We start from the raw sequence: 19,839 nt of genomic DNA on the forward strand, positions 1-19,839 counted from the left end.
GCCCGGCGCACCAGTTCGGTCAGTTGAGCCTTTGCATCGCTTACGGATATCCGCATGGCCCTCTCCGGCGCGTCGGCAAGACAATGGGATGGATTTATAGTCCATCAGATAGTCCAACTCAAACGAACGCCCCCTCGCAAGCCGCGGGTCTGCGAACGACTCTCGACAGCGGCGGCGGCGGCGGGCATTTTGCCGCCGCTCCGGCCCCGGCCGGGTCCTGGTTCTTGATGGAGGCCTCCCCCCGATGATCCGCACCTTCGGCGCCGTGACCCTTGCGACCCTCTGGCTGGCGGCCTGCAGCCCCGCCGCGGACGACGCCAGCGCGCCTGCGGGCGGACAGGGCGGGGAGCTGAATCTCTATACCTCGCGCCACTATGACGCCGACCTCGCCCTCTATGAGGCGTTCACCGCCGAGACCGGGATCAAGGTCAACCGCATCGAGGGCAATCCCGACCAGCTCATCGCCCGCATGCAGGCCGAAGGTCCGGGCAGCCCGGCCGACGTCTTCCTGGCGGCCGACGCCGGCGCCCTGTGGCGGGCCCAGAATGCGGGTCTGTTCCAGCCGGTGACCTCGCCCACGCTGGACGCCGCCATCCCGGCCAATCTGCGCCAGCCGGACGGCCAGTGGTACGGCTTCTCGCGCCGGGCGCGGGTGGTGGCCTATGACCCGGCCAAGGTGCAGCCGGCCGAGATCGACACCTATGAAGAGCTGGCCAGCCCGCGCTTCCGCGGCAAGCTGTGCGTCCGCTCATCGGACAATGTGTACAACCTCTCTTTGATGGGCGCCCTGATCGAGGCCTGGGGCGAGGCGAAGGCCAAAGGCTGGGCGGAGGGCGTGGCCGCCAATCTGGCCCGCCCGCCCGAAGGCGGCGACCGCGACCAGATCCGGGCGGTGAACGCCGGGGTCTGCGAGATCGCGCTCACCAACAGCTACTATTATATCCGCATGGCCAGTGGAGACGACGCCGCCGACAAGGCGGTGACCGACAAGGTCAAGCTCGCCTTCCCGAGCCTGGAGGGCCAGGGCGCGCATGTGAACGTCTCCGGCGGCGGGGTGGCGGCCAACGCCCCCAACCGCGACAACGCCGTGCGCTTCCTGGAATTCCTGGCCTCGCCCAAGGCCCAGGACATGGTGGCGCGCATGAACAACGAGTTCCCGGCCAATCCCGCCGTGCCCGCCCCGGCGCCGGTGGACGCCTATGCCGACTTCCAGGCCCATCCCATGTCGGTGGCCGCCTTCGGTCCCCACCAGGCGGCCGCCCAGTCGATGATGAGCGCCGCGGGCTGGCGCTAGACCCCTGAGCGGTCTTGCCTCCATCGGGCGTCGGCGCGGCCTGGCCGACCGGTCCCTGCTTCAGGGACTGGCGCTGGGCGCGGCGCTGGCCGCCATACTGCCCCTGGCCGGCGTCGCAGCCGCGGCCTTTTCCGGGGGTCCCGGCGCCGACATCGCCGGGCGCGACCTGGCGCGCTACGCCCTGACCTCCGTCGCCCTGGCCGGGCTGGTGGCCTGCGCCACGGGAGTCCTGGGGGCGCTGGCGGCCTGGCTGGTGGTCATGTGCCGGTTTCCGGGGCGGGACATCTTCTCCTGGGCCCTGGCCCTGCCGCTGGCGGCGCCCGCCTTCGCCGTGGCCTATGCCTATGCCGACCTGTTCGACGTGGCCGGGCCCTTGCGCATGTGGCTGCGGGCTGAGGCGGGCTTCGACCTGCCGTGGAACATGCGCACTCTGGCCGGGGCGGGCTTCATCCTCTCCTGCGCCTTCTATCCTTATGTCTATCTCGCTTTGAGGGCGGCGCTGGTGAACCAGTCGGTGCACGCGCTCGAAGCCGCCCGCACCCTGGGCGCGGGTCCCTTTCGCACCCTCTGGGCGGTGGTCCTGCCGCTCAGCCGCCCAGCGCTCGCCGCCGGGGTGGCCCTGGCGGTGATGGAGACCCTGGCCGACTTTGGCGCGGTGCAGTTCCTGGGGGTCCAGACCCTGACCACCGGCGTGGTGCGGGCCTGGTTCGTCTATGGCTCCCTGGCCTCGGCCGCCCAGTTCGCCCTGCCCCTGCTGGGGGCCGCGGCCCTGCTCCTGTGGATCGAACGGCAGAGCCGAAAGGGTCGGGCGCATGAGGGGGCCGGCGTGCGCTGGCGTCCCCTGGAGCCGGTTCCGCTGAAAGGCGCGGCGGCCGCAGGGGCCAGCCTGTTCTGTGTGGCCCTGCTCACCGCAGGCCTGCTGCTGCCGGTGGGCTGGCTGGCCTATGGCGCCTTCCAGACAAGCCCGGAATGGCCCCGGGTCCTGGCCGCGGCGGGGCGCTCCGCCAGCCTGGCGGTGATCGGGGCGGCCGTCACCGTGATCCTGGCGGCCCTGCTGGCCCTGGGCGGCGCCCGCTGGCCCCTGGCCGGGCGCCTGGCCAGCCTGGGCTACGCCACGCCGGGCGCAGTCATGGCCATCGGCCTGCTGGTTCCGGCCAGCCTCGTCTGGCGCCATGTGGCCGGCGGCGCGGGTCATCTCGGCCTGGGCGTCCTGCTGCTCACCTACGCCTATGCCGCCCGGCTCATGGCCGCGGCGCTGGAGCCGATCGAGGCGGGGCTGGCCCGCATCACGCCCTCCACCGTGGCCGCCGCCCGCACCCTGGGGCGAGGCGAGATCGGGGCCGCCGCCGCCGTCCAGATTCCCCTGGCCCGGGGCGCCCTGTTGACCGCCGCCCTGCTGGTCTTCATCGATGTGCTCAAAGAGCTGCCGGCGACGCTGATCCTGCGCCCCTTCAATTTCGACACCCTGGCGGTGATGGCGGACAACTACGCCCGCGACGAGCGCCTGGCCAACGCCGGCTGGCCGTCCCTGCTGATCATCCTGGCCGCCCTGCCCGGCGTCATCTGGCTGAGCCGCAAGGTGGCCGGCTCCCGCCCCGGAGACTCCTGACGTGACACCGGCCGAGATCGTCGTCCAAGCCCTGGGCCTGACCCGCCGGTTCGGCGCGCGGCTGGCCGTGGACGGGGCGGACCTCGCTTTGCGCCGGGGCGAGATCACCTGCCTCCTGGGCCCTTCGGGCTGCGGCAAGAGCACCCTTCTGCGCATGATTGCGGGCCTGGAGCGGCCCGACGACGGGCGCATCCTGGTGGACGGCGTGGAGGTCTGCGGGCCGTCTGTCATGACACCGCCGGAGCGCCGGGGGATCGGTCTCGTTTTCCAGGACTACGCCCTTTTTCCCCATCTGAACGTGCTGCAGAACGTCGCCTTCGGCCTCAAGGGCCGGCCCCGGCGCGAGCAGCGCGCCCGCGCCCTGGACATGTTGGGCGAGGTGCGGCTGGCCGACCGCGCCCAGTCCTTCCCGCACATGCTGTCGGGCGGCGAGCAGCAGCGCGTCGCGCTGGCGCGGGTGCTGGCGCGCGAGCCCCGCGCAGTCCTGCTGGACGAGCCCTTTTCCGGCCTGGACGCCCATCTGAAGGGCGAGGTGCGGGAAAACCTGCTGGGCGCCCTGCGGAGCGCGGGCGCCGCGGTGCTGATCGTCACCCATGACGCCGACGAAGCCCTGCGCATGGCCGACGCCCTCGCCCTGATGGATCAGGGGAGGATCATCCAGACCGGCGCGCCGGGCCACTGCTACCGCCGCCCGGCCTCCCTCCAGGCCGCGCGCCTGCTGGGCGAGATCAACCTCCTGCCGGCCAGGGTGTCGGGGGGCGCGGCCGAGACCCCGCTGGGCCGCCTTTCCGCCGGCGAGGCGCCCGAGGGCGCGGCCCGCCTGCTTTTCCGCCCCGAGGCCCTGGGCTGGGCGGCGCAAGGGCCCCAGGCCACGGTGACCGCGGTCAGCTTCGCCGGCGCCTTCCATGAGGTGAGCCTGGACCTGGACGGCCACCTGTTGCGCCTGCGCGAGACCGGGACCCCGCCGGCGCCCGGCGAGCGGCGCGCCGTGGCGCTCGATCCCGACGGGGCCTGGCTGGTCCGGGCTGAATCCTAGACAGCCCGCAGCTCGCGCCGGTAGCGCTTCCAGTTCTCCACATAGTGGTGGGCCGAGGCGGTCAGGACCCTGGCCTGACCCTCTGAGACCTCGCGGACCACCTTTCCCGGCGCGCCCATGACCAGGCTGTTGTCGGGGATCTCCTTGCCCTCGGTGATCAGGCAGTTGGCGCCGATCAGGCAGTTCTTCCCGATGCGGGCGCCGTTCAGGATGATCGAGCCGATGCCCACCAGGCTGTTGTCGCCGATGGTGCAGCCATGCAGCATGACCATGTGGCCCACGGTGACGTCGCGACCGATGGTGAGCGGCGATCCCGCATCGGTGTGCAGCACCGATCCGTCCTGAATATTGGAATTCTCGCCGATGACGATGGGGTCGTTGTCGCCCCGCAGCGTCGCGCCGAACCAGACGGAGGCGTTCTTCTTGAGAATCACATTGCCCATGACCGCCGCCGTGGGCGCGATCCAGTATTCGTCTTCTGCGGGCAGTTCGGGAGCGACGTCGCCCAAGTTATAGACAGCCATCCGTACACCTCACATCTTGCCCAAAACGCCGCAGTTCAGACCTGGTTAACCGCGCTAGCATCATACTCGTGTCGCGATTCGGGGGAACGTTGGGTCCCGTTGAGTCGTTCTGGCGCCGACGGCCTGTCTGCGCCGCATGTTTTGGACGGAGCGCCATGGCGCTGGGTTGGTGGCTTCCGCGGGCCTGGCCCGCACTGACAGCCCCCTTGCGGGGGCCTGAACCGCCGACGCGGCGCGCAGCACGCGTCTCTCGCCAATTCCTTCCGATCCCCAGGGGCGGTCCATTCCGGACTCGCCCCTTTTTCATGCCCCGATGGAGGCTTTCATGACCAAGCGAGCCCTGAAGCGACAGCTGCGCGAAGGCGCGTTCGACGCCGAGCAGTTCGACGATTCGAAAGTCCGCAGGCTGCCCGTGGATCGCGGCTGGTCGCCCCTGGGCCATAATGACGACGGGCGCGAGCAGGGCTATCTGAAGACCATCAAGGCCAAATCCCCCGGCCAGGAGGAGCTGATCGCGGCCATCGACCAGAAGAACCTGGTCCTGGCCCTCGGCCCGGCCGGGACGGGCAAGACCTATCTGGCCATCGCCAAGGCGGTGGAGGCCCTGGAGGCCGGCCGGGTGGGCCGCATCGTCCTGTCCCGTCCGGCGGTGGAGGCCGGGGAGTCCATCGGTTTCCTGCCCGGCGAGATGGAGGACAAGCTCGCCCCCTATCTGCGCCCCCTCTATGACGCCCTCTCAGACCGGCTCTCCATGAAGCGGGTGCGGGCCCTGATGGCCGAGGGCGCCATCGAGATCGCCCCCGTGGGCTTCATGCGCGGCCGGACCCTGAACAACGCCTTCGTGGTCATCGATGAGGCGCAGAACTGCACCTATGTGCAGCTGAAGATGCTGCTCACCCGCCTGGGCTGGCACTCCACCATGGTGGTGACGGGCGACCCGGCCCAGTCGGACCTGCTGCCGGAACTGTCGGGCCTGGGGCCGGTGGCCGAGAAGCTGGACAGCGTGGGCAATGTGGCGGTGGTCCGCCTGAAGGACCGCGACATCGTCCGCCACCCCCTGGTGGCCGAGATGCTGGGCGTCCTCTGAGGACGTGAAAGACGGGACGGGCCTGGTCCGATGGCGTCGCCTCGGGCCGGGCTCATCCTGACCGTCCGAGCCCGGCCTGGCCTGTGATCTGGGCCTGGGGGCCGGGCCGCGCCGCCAGGACATAGTCGGAGCCGGCCCGCAGGCCGCCTTCGCGGCGGCAGTGCTCCAGCGCGCGAACCCGCAGCGCTTCGATCTGGTCGCTTAAGGCTGCGGCCACAGCCTGGTCGGCGATCCTGGGCAGGCGGCGCAAAGCCATGTCCAGCTGACCGTGAACCCACTTTTCGCGGTAGCGGTTCTGGAACCGGCGGGCGGAGTCGATGACGAAGCCCGCCGCCGTCAGGGCGTCGGCCACCCATTCGGCCGGGAACTCCCGATAGGGGGTCTCATCAGCCAGCAGCAGGCAGGCGTCGCGCAGCCGCCCGATCTCGCGGACGAGGCGGGCGGCCTCATCGGGCGCATCTCCGACCACATAGGGATCGAGCCCCACCACATAGAGGCGAGCGCCCACCAGCGGGGCCAGCCGCTGGAAGAGCCTGGTCTGGAAATAGGGCGCAAAGCCCTCCACCGCCCCCAGCAGATAGTCGGCCAGGACCGTGTCGAACCGCTCGCCGGCCAGGAGGCTGGGATCGGTCCAGTCGCCCACCAGGAGCCGGTCCTGGGACCGCAGGCCTGAGCCGGCGCGCTCATGGATCTCCGTGGCATGGGCGCGGGAGGCGGTCACCCCCGTCCAGGCCTCGGTGGAAAGGCTGAGGCTCCATCGGGCCGAATTGACCCCGGACCCGGCGTCCAGGAACCGCCCCCAGGGGGCGTCGCCCTGGAGCGTGGCGATATGCCGAAAGAGCGCCGAGACGGGCGGGTTCATCATCGGGGTCCCTGGTCCCCCGGCTCCAGATGGCAATGGAGGGAGGCCTCCAACGCAAAGAGCAGGCGGGCGGCCGCCTTGATGGTCATTCTCTTCGGGTCGCGCAACCAGAGGCTGACCTGGGCAGGTGTGACCCCGAGCTGGGCGGCGAGCGCGGCCTGACTGAGACCGTGACGAGCCTGCATCAGGTCGAAACGGCGCCTGACGAGCGTCCAGACCTCCGTCTGCAGCGCCAGGATGGCGGCGTCGGAACTGGCAGGCGCGCACGGGCGCGAAGAACGACTGGTCATGTGTAATGTTATAATATAGCAGACAACGGCATCGCTTTTTACAGAGGGCCGCCCGTCATGTCAGCCAAACTCACACTCTTTCTCGCCGGCAGCCTCGCCGTCCTAGCCGGGACCGCGGCGGCTCAGACCCGGACCGAGGTGGTGGTGGATGAGCTGATCGTCACGGCCGATCCCCTGGGCCGCACCGGCGAGGAAGTGATCTCCAATGTGGCGGTGGTCACGGGCGAGGCCCTGGTCCGGCGGCGGCAGGCGACTTTGGGCGAGACGCTGGTCTCCATTCCCGGCGTCAATTCCGACGCCTTCGGCGGCGGCGCCAGCCGGCCGGTGATCCGCGGCCAGACCGCCCCGCGGGTGAAGATTCTCAGCGACGGGGCGGCGCTGTTCGACGCCTCGGAGGTCTCTCCCGACCACGCGGTCTCCGGCGAGCCCCTGCTTCTGGAAGGGATTGAGGTCCTGCGCGGCCCCAGCGCCCTGCTCTATGGCGGCGGCGCCATCGGCGGCGCGGTCAACCTGATCGACCGCAAGATCCCCACCGCCCTGCCTGCGGGCGGCAGCCAGGGGGCTGTGGAGCTGCGCCTGGGCACGGCCGACGACGAACGGGCCGGGGTCATGGGCCTGACCCTGGGCGCCGGGCCCTTCGCCCTGCGGCTGGAGGGCGCGGGCCGCAGGACGTCGGACTATGCGGTTCCCTATTACCGGCCCCCGGCTTTCGCCCACGACGACCATGATCACGATCACGATCACGATCACGATCACGACGATGATCATGACGAAGAGGCCGGCTTCGACCGCCTGGCCGGCTCCTACAACAAGGGCCACAGCTTCTCCGTGGGCGGCTCCTGGATCGGTTCGGTGGGCTATCTCGGGGCGGCCTATAGCGAGCAGGTGAGCCGGTACGGTCTGCCCGGCCACAACCACGCCTATGAGAGCTGCCACCCGCACGGATCGAGCCTGCATTGCGGCGGCCACGACCACGGCGACGACCACGACCATGATCATGACCACTCTGACGGCCACATTCCCTATGTGGACCTGAAGAGCCGCCGCATCGACGTGCGCGGCGAGATCCGCAATCCCATCGCTGGCATCGAGCGCATCCGCTTCCGCGGCGGCCACACCGACTACGCCCATGACGAGGTGGACGACGGGGTGATCTCCACCACCTTCACCAACAAGGGCCACGAGCTGCGCCTGGAGGTCCAGCACAGCCCCATCGGCGGCTTCCGCGGGGTGATCGGCGCCCAGACCTCGGAGTCCGACTTCGCCGCGCAGGGCGCGGAGTCCTTCGTCCCGCCCAGCACCACCCGCAACAGCGCCATCTTCCTGCTGGAAGAGTTCACCGCCGGCGACTGGCGCTTTGAAGGCGCGGTGCGCCAGGAATGGCAGGAGGCCAGCGCGCGTGGCCGTCCCGACACCGAGCATCGGCCCTTCTCGATCTCGGCCGGCGCCAGCTGGACCTTTGCGCCGGGCTATGCGGCCTCGCTCAACCTCGCCCGCTCGCAACGGGCGCCCCACGCCCAGGAGCTCTATGCCCGGGGCATCCACCTGGCGACCAACACCTTCGAGCTGGGGACCGCCACCCTGGAGGAGGAGACCGCCAACTCCGCCGAGATCAGCCTGCGCAAGACCGAAGGGCCGCTCACCTTCGCCGCCTCGGCCTATCACTACGCCTATGACGGTTACATCTACGCCGCGACCCTGGACCGCTTCGAGGACTTCCGCCTGATCCGCTACAGCCAGGCCGATGCCAGCTTCACCGGGGTGGAGGGCGAGGTCAGCTACGCCTTCGCAGGCGGGTTCGAGGCCACCGTCTTCGGGGACAAGGTGAAGGCCGAGCTCGACGAGGGGGGCCCCCTGCCCCGCATTCCCGCCGCCCGTCTGGGCGTGCGCGGCGCCTATGGCTGGGGGGACTGGTCGGGAGACGTCGAGTACATCCGCACCTTCGAGCAGGATCAGATCGCCGCCTTCGAGGTGAAGACGCCGGGCCATGACATGGTCAACGCCACCCTGGCCTATGAGTTCGACGGCGGGTCCTTCCGCAAGCAGGTGTTCCTGCGCGGGACCAACCTGCTGGACGAGACCGCGCTCAGCCACACCTCCTTCCTCTCCACCCTGGCCCCCATGCGGGGGCGCAGCGTGCTGATCGGAATGCGCGCCAGCTACTGAGGCCGCGAGCCTGAGACGACCCCGCCGGCCCTCAGGCCTCGTGCGCCGAGGCTGAGAGGCCGGCCTTGAGAAAGGCCAGCGCCGCCTCCCGGGTGCTTTCCGGGGGGCGGCCCACCAGCTCGGCCAGGGACCGGCCGATCAGGCCGACCCCCAGGGCCAGGGACACGGCCACCAGGATCAGATTGGCGGCCCGATCGGGATCGAGCCCCTTCTGGGCCATGGGGCCGGAGATCACCTCCTCCACCGCCGAGCGCACCAGGGTGAGCCGACGCGTCTCGCCGGTCAGCTCCAGCCAGGCCGCCAGACGGGCGCCGCCGGCGGACTCAAAGGCGTCGAACAGGACCTGGGCCACCCGGTCGAGCCGCGTCTCATCCCCCGCCCCTTCGCCTTCGCCCTGAGGACCTGCGGCCACCACCTGGGCCACCAGCTGGCGGATCATGGCCTCGGCCAGGGCCGTCTGCACGCCGTTGATGGAGCCGAAGTGATGCAGCACCGTGGCGTGGGAGACGCCGGCGGCCTGGGCCACGTCCACCAGCTTCAGGGCTTGCGGCCCCTTGGCCACCAGCAGCTGTTCGGCGGCGGAGAGGATGTTCTCCCGGGCGGCCTCCGGGGATCGCCTCACACGGCGGGCAGGTTCTATTGACATTTTTGTAGATAAAACTAGATTGGCGGGAGCAGACAAGCCTCAGGGTCTTTAGGCCCGGCCACAGGATCACGCCATGACGCACAAGACCACGCCCGCGCAGGTCGAGGTGACTCCCCGCGATATCCGCTTCACCCTGGAGGCGCCGCCCGCGCGCCATTGGCTGGACGGAGATCCCGTGGCCACGGCGGTGTTCAACGCGCTGTCCCTAACCTTTCCTGACGGCGAGCGCCTGTTCATGGACGCCGTGCGCCACTATCGCGACCGGGTCTCGGGCAAGCTCTCGGACGATGTGCGCGGCTTCATCGCCCAGGAGGCCATCCACTCCCGCGAGCACCACGCCCTGAACCAGCTCATCGACCGGGCTCACTACACGGCCGCCCCGGAGATCGAGGCGCAAATCCGCGAGCGGGTGGCGTTCAGCCGCTCCCGCGGGCCCATGGCCATGCTGATCTCCACCATCGCCCTGGAGCACTTCACGGCCATGATGGCCGAGAGCCACATCCGGCATCGCGACGAACTGTTCCAGAAGACCGATCCGGCCATCGAGCGCCTGTGGCGCTGGCACGCCCTGGAGGAGACCGAGCACAAGGCCGTGGCCTATGACGTCTTCATGGCGGCCACCAAGGACTGGTCGCCCCTGCTGCGCTACCGCCGTCGCTGCGTGGCCATGGCCCTGATCACGCTGATGTTCACCCGCAACATCACCCGCTACGCCGCCCGCCTGCTGGAGGCCGACGGCTATACCCCCGAAGCGGCGCTGAAGGCGGTGAAGGGCTTCGTCTGGGGAAGGCCTGGTCTCTTCCGCCGCGGCTGGCGGACCTATTTCGCCTGGTACCGCCCCGGCTTCCACCCCTGGGATCAGAAGAGCACGGGCCCGACGCTCGCCGCCTGGAAGGCCGAGTTCGACGCCGCCGCCCAGGCCGCCTGACGGCGCAAGGTCCGATCCGGACGGCCAGGATCACCGATCAGCCGGCCCGCCCCAGCTGGACTTCGTGGCCGACACCACTTGGAGCTGGGGCGGGCGCTTCCGGATTCGGAACGTCGCTCGTCCCAGTTTGGTCGAGGTGTCGAGTCCCTGCTGGTGCAAGTCGTTCGCTCGAGAAATCGAGCGATCGTCAACCCTGTGAAGGCGCCTCTAGAGGCAGCCACAACGCGGTGACAAGGGCGCCGCAGTCGTCAGCTTCGGCGACTGGATTTCAGCTTTCGCTTGCTGTGCAGGTCGAGCATGGACGCACGAAGCTGATCGTAAAGGGGGCGGGGAAGGCGGCCATAGGCCCATCGTTTGCCAGGTTCGGCAGGAACGATCCCAGCGTCGTCCCATGCGACGGTGTTGCTTTCGTCGGCGACGATGTAGCTGCGCTCGTCATCCAGTCCGAGATTGCGACCAACCTTGCGCGGAATCTCAATAGCCACCGCGCCGTCCCTTGGCGGTGAATGGGTGATGGGCGAGACCAGCACCTCCGTTACGCCGTGAGCCTTGCGAATGATGGCGGTCACGATCACGCAAGGCCGTTCCTTCGTCCCGTCCTCGCGGCCGCGTCCACGCTCATGCGACCAGAGGAAGTCGTATCGGATGACGAGGCCGACCTGCGGCGCCGGCTTCTTCACGAACAGCCTATTTCATCAGCGCGTCGAGATCAGGATCGGCATCGCCATAGTCTGCCGACTTCAAGGCCTCGACCCACTCATCGGGCAGGTCTTCAGCGGCGTAGACCCGCCGGGTGTCGCGCGCCTTCAGCCGATTGTATTCTTCGATGTCGATCAGCACGCGCGCCGGTCGGCGGTGCTTGGTGATGAACACGGGCGCCTTAGCCGCCTGTTCGATGTAAAGTCCGGCCCGCGTTTGAAACTCGGTCGCGCTCACAGAGTTGTCGCTCATGGGGGCCTCCCTCGGGGCAGCCTCAGACCCTTCCTATATTAGCTAAATTCGCCAGAAAAGCAAGCCGCTCAACGAAGGTCGATGAGGGCGGACACGGCCATGATGGCCGAGAGCCACATCCGGCATCGCGACGAACTGTTCCAGAAGACCGATCCGGCCATCGAGCGCCTGTGGCGCTGGCACGCCCTGGAGGAGACCGAGCACAAGGCCGTGGCCTATGACGTCTTCATGGCGGCCACCAAGGACTGGTCGCCCCTGCTGCGCTACCGCCGTCGCTGCGTGGCCATGGCCCTGATCACGCTGATGTTCACCCGCAACATCACCCGCTACGCCGCCCGCCTGCTGGAGGCCGACGGCTATACCCCCGAAGCGGCGCTGAAGGCGGTGAAGGGCTTCGTCTGGGGAAGGCCTGGTCTCTTCCGCCGCGGCTGGCGGACCTATTTCGCCTGGTACCGTCCCGGCTTCCACCCCTGGGATCAGAAGAGCACAGGCCCGACGCTCGCCGCCTGGAAAACCGAGTTCGACGCGGCCGCCGCCCAGCCGGCCTGACGGCGGCAAGATCCGACCTGCACGGCCTGGCGGCGCCAAAGCCGGAATGCACCTCAAGGCTGCGACCCGGGGTCGTATCAGCGCGCGCGGACTAGGCAATCGGCGCCTGAATCTCTCCTGAGCGTGCAGGATCGCCGATGAGACGGCCCGGCCGTCTTGATCACAGGGTCCCCAATGCGGAGCCTTTCGCCGACGGTCAAGCCCGCAGGCTTGGCCAGAAGGACCGGCGATGGCTGCGCCCCGCGCGAAATTCGTGGCCTGGGTTGGCGCCCAGATCCTGCCGCATGAAGGCGACGTGCGGCGTTGGCTGCGTCGCGCCGGCTGGAGCCGCGACGAGACCGACGACATCATCCAGGACGCCTATTGCAGGATCGCCGCCCTGGAGAGCACCGACCACATTCGCAGCGGCCGGGCCTATCTCTTTCAGACGGTGCGGAGCCTCGTGGTGGACCGACTGCGGCAGGCCCGGGTGATTTCGCTCGCCCAGTCCACGGAAATCGCCCTGATGGACGTCTATGACAGTGAGCCTTCGTCGGAACGGGTGGTGGCCGGCCGGCTCGAACTGCGCAAGGTGCAGGCGGCGATCCAGACTTTGCCGGAGCGTTGCCGAACGATATTCATGCTCCGCCGCATCGAGGGCCTGTCCCAGCGGGAGATCGCCCAGCGGCTGGGCGTGACGGAGAATGTGGTCGAGGCCCAGGCGGCGCGGGGTTTGCGCCTGCTCCTGAGCGCCCTGACGGACGGCGAGAGTGTAGAGGACGCAGGTCCGCATAAAGGGTCCGATGACAGACGCATCCGCCGCAGGAAGGATCGATGAGGAGGCCGCGCTCTGGGCCGTCCGCGCCGACGCCGGCGGCCTGGACCCTGCGACAGATCCCGAGCTGAGCGCCTGGCTGGCCGCCGATCCGCGGCGGCAGGGCGCCTTCCTTCGGGCTCAGGCCGCTTTGAGTCTGGTGGATCGCAGCCGCACCCTGCCGGCTGAGGCCGCGCATTCGGCTGAGGCGCCCAGCCGCAGGCGCTTCCTGACCCTGGGCGCGGGAGCCGGCGCCGTCGCGGCCTCGGCGGCGGGCCTCATGATCTGGGGACGGCTGGGGTATGAGACCCACCAGACCGGCCTGGGCGAGGTGCGCCGCACCCCCCTGCCCGACGGAACCCTCATGATGCTGAACACCAGCACCGAACTGCGGGTGCGCTTCACCGGACGGCGCCGTCAGGTGGAGATGGTGCGCGGCGAGGCCTGGTTCGACATCGCCCGCGACGCCGAGCGGCCCTTTGTGGTGGCCGCCGGCGAGGCGTCGTTCCAGGCGATCGGCACGGCCTTCAGCGTGCGCCGCCATCGGACCAGCAGTCAGTTGCAGGTGACCGAAGGCGAGGTGGAGGCCTGGCTGGAGGGCAGCGCTGAACGGGCCAGGGTGGCGGCGGGCCAGCGACTGAGCGTGAGCCGCGAGGAAACCGCCCTCCGCGTCCAGGAAGATCCGGCCGCGGTGCGCCGGAGCCTGGCCTGGCGCCAGGGCGAGGTGGTGCTGGACGGGGAGACGCTGGGCGAGGCGGCCGCCGAGTTCAACCGCTACAACAGCGTGAAGATCGAGATCATCGACCCGTCCCTGCGCCAGGAAAAGCTGGTGGGCCTCTTCCGCACCACCGACCCGGAGGGCTTCGCCGGCGCGGTGAGCCAGTTGCTGCCGGCCGAGACCGTGCGCGAGGGCGAAGTGCTGCGCATCCGGCGCCGCTAGGCGAAACAGCGCCGAATCCTGTCCAAAATCCGGGCAATCGCGGCCATCCGCGCCCGCCTCGCCGGAACGCCCACGGAAGTTCCGTCCCCCCTCGTCCTCCCCGATGACGCCACCCGAGGCGTCGTTGGGGGATAACATGACCAAGACACCTTCGCGTTCGGCGCCGCTGCGCCGCCACCTGATGGGGGCTGTCGCCGTGGGCGCCATCCTGACCGCCGCGCCCGCCCTGGCGCAGGTCCAGCCCTTCCAGGTGACCGCCCAGCCCGCCGCCAGCGGGATCGCAGAGTTCGCCCGGCAGGCGGGCGTGCAGATCCTGGTGGGCGCCGATCAGGTCCGCGAAAAACACACCCGCGGCGTCCAGGGCGACCTGCCCGTCCGGCAGGCGTTGGACAGCCTGCTGGCCGGAACGGGCCTCGTCGTGGTGGCCGACGACGGACGCACCATCACCCTGGCCCCGGCCCAGGCGCCCCTGATCCGCGCGGCCTGGCGCACCCAGGCTGAGCCCCTGACCCTGGCCCAGGCGAGCCCGCCCCCCGTCGCCGCCGCACCGGCGCCGGCCCAGGTGGAAGTGGGCGAGGTGGTGGTGACCGGCTCGCGCCTGCAGGTCAGCGGCTTCCAGGCCCCGACCCCGGTGACCACGGTGGGCGCCACGGAAATCCAGCAGCGCGCCTCGGGCAGCGTGTTCGAGATCGTGCGCGACATTCCGAGCTTCCGCGGCTCCAGCGGACCCAGCGTCAACTCCACGGGCGCACAGAACGCCTCCAAGGCCAATCTCGACCTGCGGGGCCTGGGGGCGCAACGGACCCTGGTGATGATGAACGGCCGCCGCCACGTGCCGGACGGCCAGACCGGCCTGTTCGACACCAACCTCATTCCCACCAGTCTCATCGAGCGGGTGGAGATCGTCACCGGCGGCGCCTCTGCGGCCTATGGGTCCGACGCCGTGGCCGGGGTGGTCAACTTCATCCTGCGCAATCGGATGGAGGGGCTGGACGTCAACCTGCAGTACGGCGTCTCGCAGGAAGGCGACAATGTGGAGGTCACGGGCTCCACCGCCTGGGGCCGCGCCTTCGCCGACGGCCGCGGCCATTTCATCATCGGCGGCGACTTCACCCTGAACAACGGCACCGGCCTGATGGACTCCCGCGACTGGGGCGCGAAATACCCCGGCGTCATGTCCCTGCCGACCAACCGGCCCGCCGGACTGCCCGCGACCATCATCTCCAACCAGGTGTTCACCTCGGCCTACAACAGCAACGGCCTGATCACGTCCGGTCCCCTGCGGGGCACGGCCTGGAACGCCGATGGTGGCATTTTCCAGTATCAGTACGGCTCGATCATCGGGAACACCGAGATGATCGGCGGCACAGTGGACAGCTGGGAGAATCCCGACCAGCGCCTGCGGCCGGCCTATGATCGCAGCGCCGCGCTTGCCCGGGTGGAGTACGAGATCACCCCGGACATCAACGCCTTCGCCCAGCTGCACTACGGCAACCTGCTGACCTATGGGCAGTCGTTCGGGGCGCGGATTCCGAACTTCAACAACTATCCGGTGCTGATCTCCAACCCGTTCCTGCCCGCCTCCGTCGTCACGGCCATGCAGGCCGCCGGGGTCGACCGCTTCAACTACAGCGCCACCCGCAGGGACGATGTGGGGTCGATCCGGTCCCGCAACCGAACCGAAAGCCTGCAGGCCGACTTCGGGGTCGATGGCACGGTGTTCGGAGACTGGTCCTGGGACATCGGGCTGGGCCTGGGCCGCGCCACCTTCAACCCCAACCTCAGCGGGACGCCCAGGACCGCAGACTTCTACCAGTCGGCCTATGTGGTGACCGGGCCCGACGGAAAGCCCGCCTGCGGGCCGGTGGCCACCAACCCCTTCTTCAACGCCCAGCGGCCTGACGAGCGGGCCAAGTGGATCGCCAACCTGTCGCCCGGCTGCGTGCCCTACAACATCTTCGGGGCCAATATCGAACAGAACAAGGCGGCCCTGGCCTATTTCAATTCCGCCTCGCAGCAGAAGAACGACCTGCGGCAATACACGGTCCAGGCCAATCTGGCCGGTGAGCTGTTCGACCTGCCGGCCGGCCCTGTGGCCATCGCCACCGGGGTGGAGTGGCGGCGAGACACCGCCGATGTGAACGGCTGCCCCGACTGTAAGCGGGGCGCGCTGATGAACCAGAACTATCCCACCTATACCGGCGCCATCGAGGTCAAGGAGGCCTATCTGGAAGGCGGCGTGCCGCTTCTCCGCGACCTGCCCTTCGCCCAGGCCCTGGACCTGAACGGGGCGGTGCGCCGCACCCACTATTCCACCTCTGGCGCGGTGACGACCTGGAAGGTGGGCGCCACCTGGGAGCCGGTGGACGCCCTGCGCCTGCGCTTCACCCGCTCGCGGGACATCCGGGCGCCGAACATCAACGAGCTTTTCAATCCGGGCTCCGAGGGCAATCCCAATGTGGTGAACCGGGTCACCGGCCGCTCAGGCTTCACCAAGTCCAACACGGTGGGCAACAACGAGCTGCAACCCGAGACCGCCGACACGACCACCGTCGGCGTGGTCTTCCAGCCCACCTGGGCCTGGGCCAGCGGCTTCCGGGCCTCGGTGGACTATTACGACATCGAGATCCGCGACGTGATCGCCACCCTGGGGGTGCAGGAAATTCTCGACCGCCTGCTGGTCAATGGCGAGCAGTCCTTCGCCCGCTTCGTGCAACTGGACCCCAGCAGCCCGGTGGGCGTCTCCCGGGTCGACGTGCCCCAGCTCAACCTCAACGCCTTCCGCACCAACGGGGTGGACATCGAGGCGGTCTACCGCGTGCCGCTGGAGGGCTTCGACCTTCCCGGCGGCCTGACCCTGCGGGCCCTGGGCACCTGGGTCGACGATCTACGGACCATCGCCGGCACGCGCGACACCGACAATGCCGGCGCCACCGTGCCCACCTGGTCCTGGAACGGCCAGGCCACCTATGAGATCGGCCGCCTCACCGCCAATCTGATGGTCCGCTACACCAGCTCCATCAAGTACAGCGTCAATCTCGTGGGCCCGGAAGACCCCACCTATAATCCGGCCGCCTCGAACAGCGTGAACAAGAACGTCTGGCCCGAGGCCGTCTACTGGAACACCAGCCTGCGTTACCAGGTGGTCGACCGGCCGAACCGGCAGATCCAGGCCTTCCTGAACATCGACAACCTGTTCGACAAGGATCCGCCCATCGTGGCGATCAGCATCAATGGCTCGCCCTATGACCTGGTCGGCCGCGCCTTCAAGGCCGGCGTCCGGATGAGCTTCTAGGACCTCGGTTCCAGAGCGGGAGCGGGTTCGGCCGGCGCCAAATCCGCTCCCTTCGCCTCCCTATCTCCAGTCAAGGAAACCCCGTCGTGATCCGAACTCTCTGCCTCCTGGCCACAGCCGCGGCCATCGCCCTGCCAGCCGCGGCCCAGGACCTCACGCCCCTGCGCGCCGCCCCTGACCACATGCTTCGCTCCACGCCACAGACCGTGTTGCGCGGCTCCATCTCGGCCACGCGAGCCCCGGTGCTTCGGGTCCAGTCGGGTCAGACCGTGCGCATCGACACGGTCTCGCACGGGGGCATGACCGATGACCCCGTGGCCTACTTCGCCCAGGCCGGCATCCCCGCCGACGAGGTTCTGCAGGACGTCATCGACATCGCCGCGGCCAGCACCGGAGCGGGCTGGCGCGGCCACGCCCTCACCGGTCCCATCTATGTGGACGGCGCAGAGCCCGGCGACATGCTGGAGGTTCGCGTGGTCGCCCTGGAACACCGGGTTCCCTACGGCGTGAACAGTCCGGGCACGGGCGGCGTCGTGCCCGGCCTGCTGAAGGAGCAGGTCCAGAAGATCATCAAGCTGGACCTGGACCGCAATGTCGCCCTGTTCTCGCCGGAGATCGAGATCCCGCTGGCGCCCTTCATGGGCATCATGGCCGTGGCGCCTGACCCGGCCATCGGCCAGGTGGGCTCCCGGGCGCCGGGCATTTTCGGCGGCAATATGGACCTGAACCGTCTGCTGGTGGGCTCAACCCTCTATCTGCCGGTCTTCAATCCGGGCGCCCTCTTCTATACGGGCGACTCGCATGCCGTGCAGGGGGACGGCGAGGTTTCGGGCAACGCCCTGGAGGCCTCTCTGACCGCCACCCTCCAGTTCATCGTCCACAAGGGCAAGGGCGCCGACATGCCCGCCCCCTTCGCAGAGGATGCCGACAACTACTATGTGATGGGCCTGGACGAGGACCTGGACAACGCCCTGCGCAAGTCGGTGGAGAACACCGTGGCCTTTCTGGAGGCGCGCAAGGGCCTGAGCACGGCGGACGGCTATTCCCTCTCCAGCCTGGCGGTGAACTTCGCCGTGGCCGAGGCGGTGGACGGGGTGCTGCTGATCTATGGGACGGTGCCCAAGTCCCTGTTCAAGACCCGCGCCCCCTATTGGACCGACTGAGCCGGACGGAGAGTTTGCGGCCAAGGTGAAACCGCCCCTGGGCCAGGGGGTTGTCTTCTCAACAGAGGAGACGCCCCATGAGCCAGAACCAGACCCCTCAGGACCGGACCGATCCCGCCGACCGCAAGCCGGCCACCGCAAATCAGGTCCCCGGTCGAGACGGCCGCGACCTGGGGGACAATCGCCGGGCCGATGAGAACAGCACCCACAAGGGCGGCGCCACGGGAACCGGCGGCCCGGGCGGAACCGGCGGCAGCGCCCTCTAAGGCGCCGCTGGAGACCATGACTGGGGCCAGACGGCGACGTCTGGCCCTTCGCTTTTTCAGGAGGACCTGATGGTCGACCTTGACCGGACACCCAAGGCCAAGCGGAAAATCCCGCCCCTGGTGTGGATCATCCTGGCCGTCATCGCCGGCTGGATCGCCTACAGCTTCATCGCCCGCGGCGGTGAGCGGACCACCCCGCAAGGTGGAACCATGCCCCAACCTCCGGCCAGCACCAGTTACATGCCCGAGGCCCCGGCCAGCGGGGATGCGCCGGGTACGCCCGGCGGAGCTGTGGTGACGCCAACGCCTGGACCGCCGGCTCCGGCGCCTTCCACCAACTGAGCGCTGGCCTCGGCCACGTGCTTGACCGCCGCGACGATGGCGATGTTGTGAGCGGCCGACAGGATGCTGGCGTGGCCGGCCTCGGGCACGGCCGTATAGCTGCCGGCGACGGACCCGCGCACGGGCGCTAGGCGAGCCCGGCCCCATTCGCTGTCGGCCCGCGCGGCGGCCCCGGCGGTGACCACCGCCACCGGCCAGGCCGGGTCAAGCCCGCCCGCAGCCTTGGCCAGGGCCGCGCCCTTCAACCAGAGGCGGGCTTCGGCCGAGGCGGTACGGGCATGGCGACCGGAGACGAACATGGCCTGTTTCTCTCGAACCGCCGAGCCCGCAAGACCGATCCTGTCGCCCAGGAAGAACAGGGGCTTGAGCAGGCCGAGCGTGGCGGCCGTGGCGGTCACCTGAGAGATGGCGCCGAAGGTGCGCACGAAGCGCTGCACCAGGGGAATGTCCACCGCTTCGGGGGTAGCGGCGTCCACTAGCACCAGCCCTGCGATCCGCTCCGGGTGACGCACGGCGAAGAGCCGTACGTGCTGGCCGGCCATGGAATGGCCCAGAAGGATGACGGGCTGGTCCACGCCCCGGACCTGAAGCAGCCGCTCCAGGTCGGTGACGATGGCGGCGCTGTCGCGCGGCCCCGGCGCAGGGTCGGAATAGCCAAGACCCGCCCGGTCATAGGCGCAGACGAAGAAGCCTTCCCGGGCCAGCGCGCTCTGCAGGTCGGCGAAGTCGGCGGAAAATCCGAACGATCCCGCCTCCAGCCATACCGGGCGACCCCGTTCGGGGCCTTCGCACACCACACGCAGCCGACGATCGCCCAGGTCCACGAATTCCCCGCGCGGTGTCTTGGGGGCGAACAGGCTGGCGAGCCCCCAGCCCACCGCCAGCCAGGCGACAAGGAACAGGGCGAGGGCGGCGGCGAAGATTTTCAGCATACGGCGCAATCAGACGGGACCTTCCGTCCCATATCCCGGCGCTTCAGTGGGCGGAAGCCTTGCTAAGCGCCTCTTCGGGCTCCCCGCCGTCGGGGTGCAGGTTGCGGGCCACGGTGCGCAGGAAGGCGTCGGGCTGAAAAGGCTTGGAGACGAAGTCGTCCATGCC

Annotated in this window: 18 protein-coding genes and 1 pseudogene; 12 read left to right on the top strand and 7 right to left on the bottom strand. The window is 69.3% G+C overall.

The genetic code is table 11. The annotated features are described in order from the left end of the window. The first annotated feature begins 244 nt into the window (after nt 1-244). From V7D28_RS04250 to V7D28_RS04260, 3 genes are all read left to right on the top strand, one after another. On the top strand, nt 245-1,294 hold the full coding sequence (locus tag V7D28_RS04250; RefSeq protein WP_333586118.1) for an extracellular solute-binding protein: 1,050 nt from the start codon (nt 245-247) through the stop codon (nt 1,292-1,294). A gap of 208 nt (nt 1,295-1,502) precedes the next feature. Then, on the top strand, nt 1,503-2,903 hold the full coding sequence (locus V7D28_RS04255; protein WP_333586119.1) for an ABC transporter permease: 1,401 nt from the start codon (nt 1,503-1,505) through the stop codon (nt 2,901-2,903). Between the two features lies 1 nt (nt 2,904). Then, on the top strand, nt 2,905-3,939 hold the full coding sequence (locus tag V7D28_RS04260; RefSeq protein ID WP_333586120.1) for an ABC transporter ATP-binding protein: 1,035 nt from the start codon (nt 2,905-2,907) through the stop codon (nt 3,937-3,939). On the opposite strand, the gene V7D28_RS04265 is transcribed toward V7D28_RS04260, so the two are convergent. Further along, nucleotides 3,936-4,463: a gamma carbonic anhydrase family protein gene (locus tag V7D28_RS04265; RefSeq protein ID WP_333586121.1), complete on the bottom strand. Its 528-nt coding sequence runs from the start codon at nt 4,461-4,463 to the stop codon at nt 3,936-3,938. The genes V7D28_RS04260 and V7D28_RS04265 overlap by 4 nt on opposite strands. Before the next feature lie 313 nt (nt 4,464-4,776). Between V7D28_RS04265 and V7D28_RS04270 the strand changes: the two genes are divergently transcribed. Continuing rightward, nucleotides 4,777-5,550, top strand: a complete 774-nt coding sequence (locus V7D28_RS04270; protein ID WP_333586122.1) for a PhoH family protein — start codon at nt 4,777-4,779, stop codon at nt 5,548-5,550. Nucleotides 5,551-5,602: 52 nt separating this feature from the next. On the opposite strand, the gene V7D28_RS04275 is transcribed toward V7D28_RS04270, so the two are convergent. Both V7D28_RS04275 and V7D28_RS04280 read right to left on the bottom strand, forming a co-directional pair. Then, nucleotides 5,603-6,412, bottom strand: coding sequence for a class I SAM-dependent methyltransferase (locus tag V7D28_RS04275; protein ID WP_333586123.1), 810 nt, complete (start codon nt 6,410-6,412; stop codon nt 5,603-5,605). Further along, nucleotides 6,412-6,702 (bottom strand): helix-turn-helix transcriptional regulator, encoded by a 291-nt coding sequence (locus V7D28_RS04280; protein ID WP_333586124.1) that lies wholly within the window; start codon nt 6,700-6,702, stop codon nt 6,412-6,414. Before V7D28_RS04280 ends, V7D28_RS04275 begins: the two co-directional genes overlap by 1 nt. Nucleotides 6,703-6,759: 57 nt before the next feature. Here V7D28_RS04280 and V7D28_RS04285 point away from each other — a divergent pair, with 57 nt between their 5' ends. Beyond that, nucleotides 6,760-8,868 carry a TonB-dependent receptor domain-containing protein gene (locus V7D28_RS04285; protein ID WP_333586125.1) on the top strand — a complete coding sequence of 703 codons (2,109 nt, stop codon included), beginning with the start codon at nt 6,760-6,762 and terminating at the stop codon, nt 8,866-8,868. Between the two features lie 31 nt (nt 8,869-8,899). Here V7D28_RS04285 and V7D28_RS04290 read toward each other — a convergent pair whose 3' ends face one another. Further along, nucleotides 8,900-9,490, bottom strand: coding sequence for a TetR/AcrR family transcriptional regulator (locus tag V7D28_RS04290; protein ID WP_333586126.1), 591 nt, complete (start codon nt 9,488-9,490; stop codon nt 8,900-8,902). Between the two features lie 97 nt (nt 9,491-9,587). Between V7D28_RS04290 and V7D28_RS04295 the strand changes: the two genes are divergently transcribed. Then, nucleotides 9,588-10,442 (top strand): metal-dependent hydrolase, encoded by an 855-nt coding sequence (locus V7D28_RS04295; RefSeq protein ID WP_333586127.1) that lies wholly within the window; start codon nt 9,588-9,590, stop codon nt 10,440-10,442. A gap of 248 nt (nt 10,443-10,690) precedes the next feature. Here V7D28_RS04295 and V7D28_RS04300 read toward each other — a convergent pair whose 3' ends face one another. Next, entirely contained in the window at nt 10,691-11,122 is a 432-nt protein-coding gene (locus tag V7D28_RS04300) for a growth inhibitor PemK (RefSeq protein WP_333586128.1), read from the bottom strand. Between the two features lie 7 nt (nt 11,123-11,129). Beyond that, a complete protein-coding gene (locus V7D28_RS04305; protein ID WP_333586129.1) occupies nt 11,130-11,393 on the bottom strand; it encodes a type II toxin-antitoxin system Phd/YefM family antitoxin in 264 nt (87 codons plus the stop codon). 93 nt (nt 11,394-11,486) lie between these two features. Here V7D28_RS04305 and V7D28_RS04310 point away from each other — a divergent pair. The 6 genes and pseudogenes from V7D28_RS04310 to V7D28_RS04335 form a co-directional block, all read left to right on the top strand. Then, nucleotides 11,487-11,942: pseudogene (locus V7D28_RS04310) on the top strand (metal-dependent hydrolase); the annotation flags it as partial. A gap of 229 nt (nt 11,943-12,171) precedes the next feature. Further along, on the top strand, nt 12,172-12,759 hold the full coding sequence (locus V7D28_RS04315) for an RNA polymerase sigma factor (RefSeq protein WP_333586130.1): 588 nt from the start codon (nt 12,172-12,174) through the stop codon (nt 12,757-12,759). Then, nucleotides 12,725-13,675 (top strand): FecR family protein, encoded by a 951-nt coding sequence (locus tag V7D28_RS04320; RefSeq protein ID WP_333586131.1) that lies wholly within the window; start codon nt 12,725-12,727, stop codon nt 13,673-13,675. The genes V7D28_RS04315 and V7D28_RS04320 overlap by 35 nt, the downstream gene beginning before the upstream one ends. A 136-nt stretch (nt 13,676-13,811) precedes the next feature. Next, nucleotides 13,812-16,970 (top strand): TonB-dependent receptor, encoded by a 3,159-nt coding sequence (locus V7D28_RS04325; RefSeq protein WP_333586132.1) that lies wholly within the window; start codon nt 13,812-13,814, stop codon nt 16,968-16,970. Nucleotides 16,971-17,056: 86 nt separating this feature from the next. Next, on the top strand, nt 17,057-18,133 hold the full coding sequence (locus tag V7D28_RS04330; protein ID WP_333586133.1) for an acetamidase/formamidase family protein: 1,077 nt from the start codon (nt 17,057-17,059) through the stop codon (nt 18,131-18,133). Between the two features lie 77 nt (nt 18,134-18,210). Then, nucleotides 18,211-18,399, top strand: coding sequence for a hypothetical protein (locus V7D28_RS04335; RefSeq protein WP_333586134.1), 189 nt, complete (start codon nt 18,211-18,213; stop codon nt 18,397-18,399). Between the two features lie 236 nt (nt 18,400-18,635). On the opposite strand, the gene V7D28_RS04340 is transcribed toward V7D28_RS04335, so the two are convergent. Continuing rightward, the gene (locus tag V7D28_RS04340) at nt 18,636-19,673 is read right to left on the bottom strand and encodes an alpha/beta fold hydrolase (RefSeq protein ID WP_333586135.1); all 1,038 of its coding nucleotides are present in this window, start codon (nt 19,671-19,673) and stop codon (nt 18,636-18,638) included. Nucleotides 19,674-19,839: the final 166 nt, after the last annotated feature.

The sequence above is a fragment of the Phenylobacterium sp. genome (assembly GCF_036723115.1).
Classification (GTDB): domain Bacteria; phylum Pseudomonadota; class Alphaproteobacteria; order Caulobacterales; family Caulobacteraceae; genus Phenylobacterium.

Bases quoted from the DNA above. Each gene is read 5' to 3' on its own strand.
- V7D28_RS04325 (WP_333586132.1), top strand. From the start codon at position 13,812: ATGACCAAGACACCTTCGCGTTCGGCGCCGCTGCGCCGCCACCTGATG.
- V7D28_RS04340 (WP_333586135.1), bottom strand. From the start codon at position 19,673: ATGCTGAAAATCTTCGCCGCCGCCCTCGCCCTGTTCCTTGTCGCCTGG.
- V7D28_RS04305 (WP_333586129.1), bottom strand. From the start codon at position 11,393: ATGAGCGACAACTCTGTGAGCGCGACCGAGTTTCAAACGCGGGCCGGA.
- V7D28_RS04265 (WP_333586121.1), bottom strand. From the start codon at position 4,463: ATGGCTGTCTATAACTTGGGCGACGTCGCTCCCGAACTGCCCGCAGAA.
- V7D28_RS04315 (WP_333586130.1), top strand. From the start codon at position 12,172: ATGGCTGCGCCCCGCGCGAAATTCGTGGCCTGGGTTGGCGCCCAGATC.
- V7D28_RS04335 (WP_333586134.1), top strand. From the start codon at position 18,211: ATGAGCCAGAACCAGACCCCTCAGGACCGGACCGATCCCGCCGACCGC.
- V7D28_RS04270 (WP_333586122.1), top strand. From the start codon at position 4,777: ATGGAGGCTTTCATGACCAAGCGAGCCCTGAAGCGACAGCTGCGCGAA.
- V7D28_RS04285 (WP_333586125.1), top strand. From the start codon at position 6,760: ATGTCAGCCAAACTCACACTCTTTCTCGCCGGCAGCCTCGCCGTCCTA.
- V7D28_RS04280 (WP_333586124.1), bottom strand. From the start codon at position 6,702: ATGACCAGTCGTTCTTCGCGCCCGTGCGCGCCTGCCAGTTCCGACGCC.
- V7D28_RS04275 (WP_333586123.1), bottom strand. From the start codon at position 6,412: ATGAACCCGCCCGTCTCGGCGCTCTTTCGGCATATCGCCACGCTCCAG.
- V7D28_RS04295 (WP_333586127.1), top strand. From the start codon at position 9,588: ATGACGCACAAGACCACGCCCGCGCAGGTCGAGGTGACTCCCCGCGAT.
- V7D28_RS04250 (WP_333586118.1), top strand. From the start codon at position 245: ATGATCCGCACCTTCGGCGCCGTGACCCTTGCGACCCTCTGGCTGGCG.
- V7D28_RS04320 (WP_333586131.1), top strand. From the start codon at position 12,725: ATGACAGACGCATCCGCCGCAGGAAGGATCGATGAGGAGGCCGCGCTC.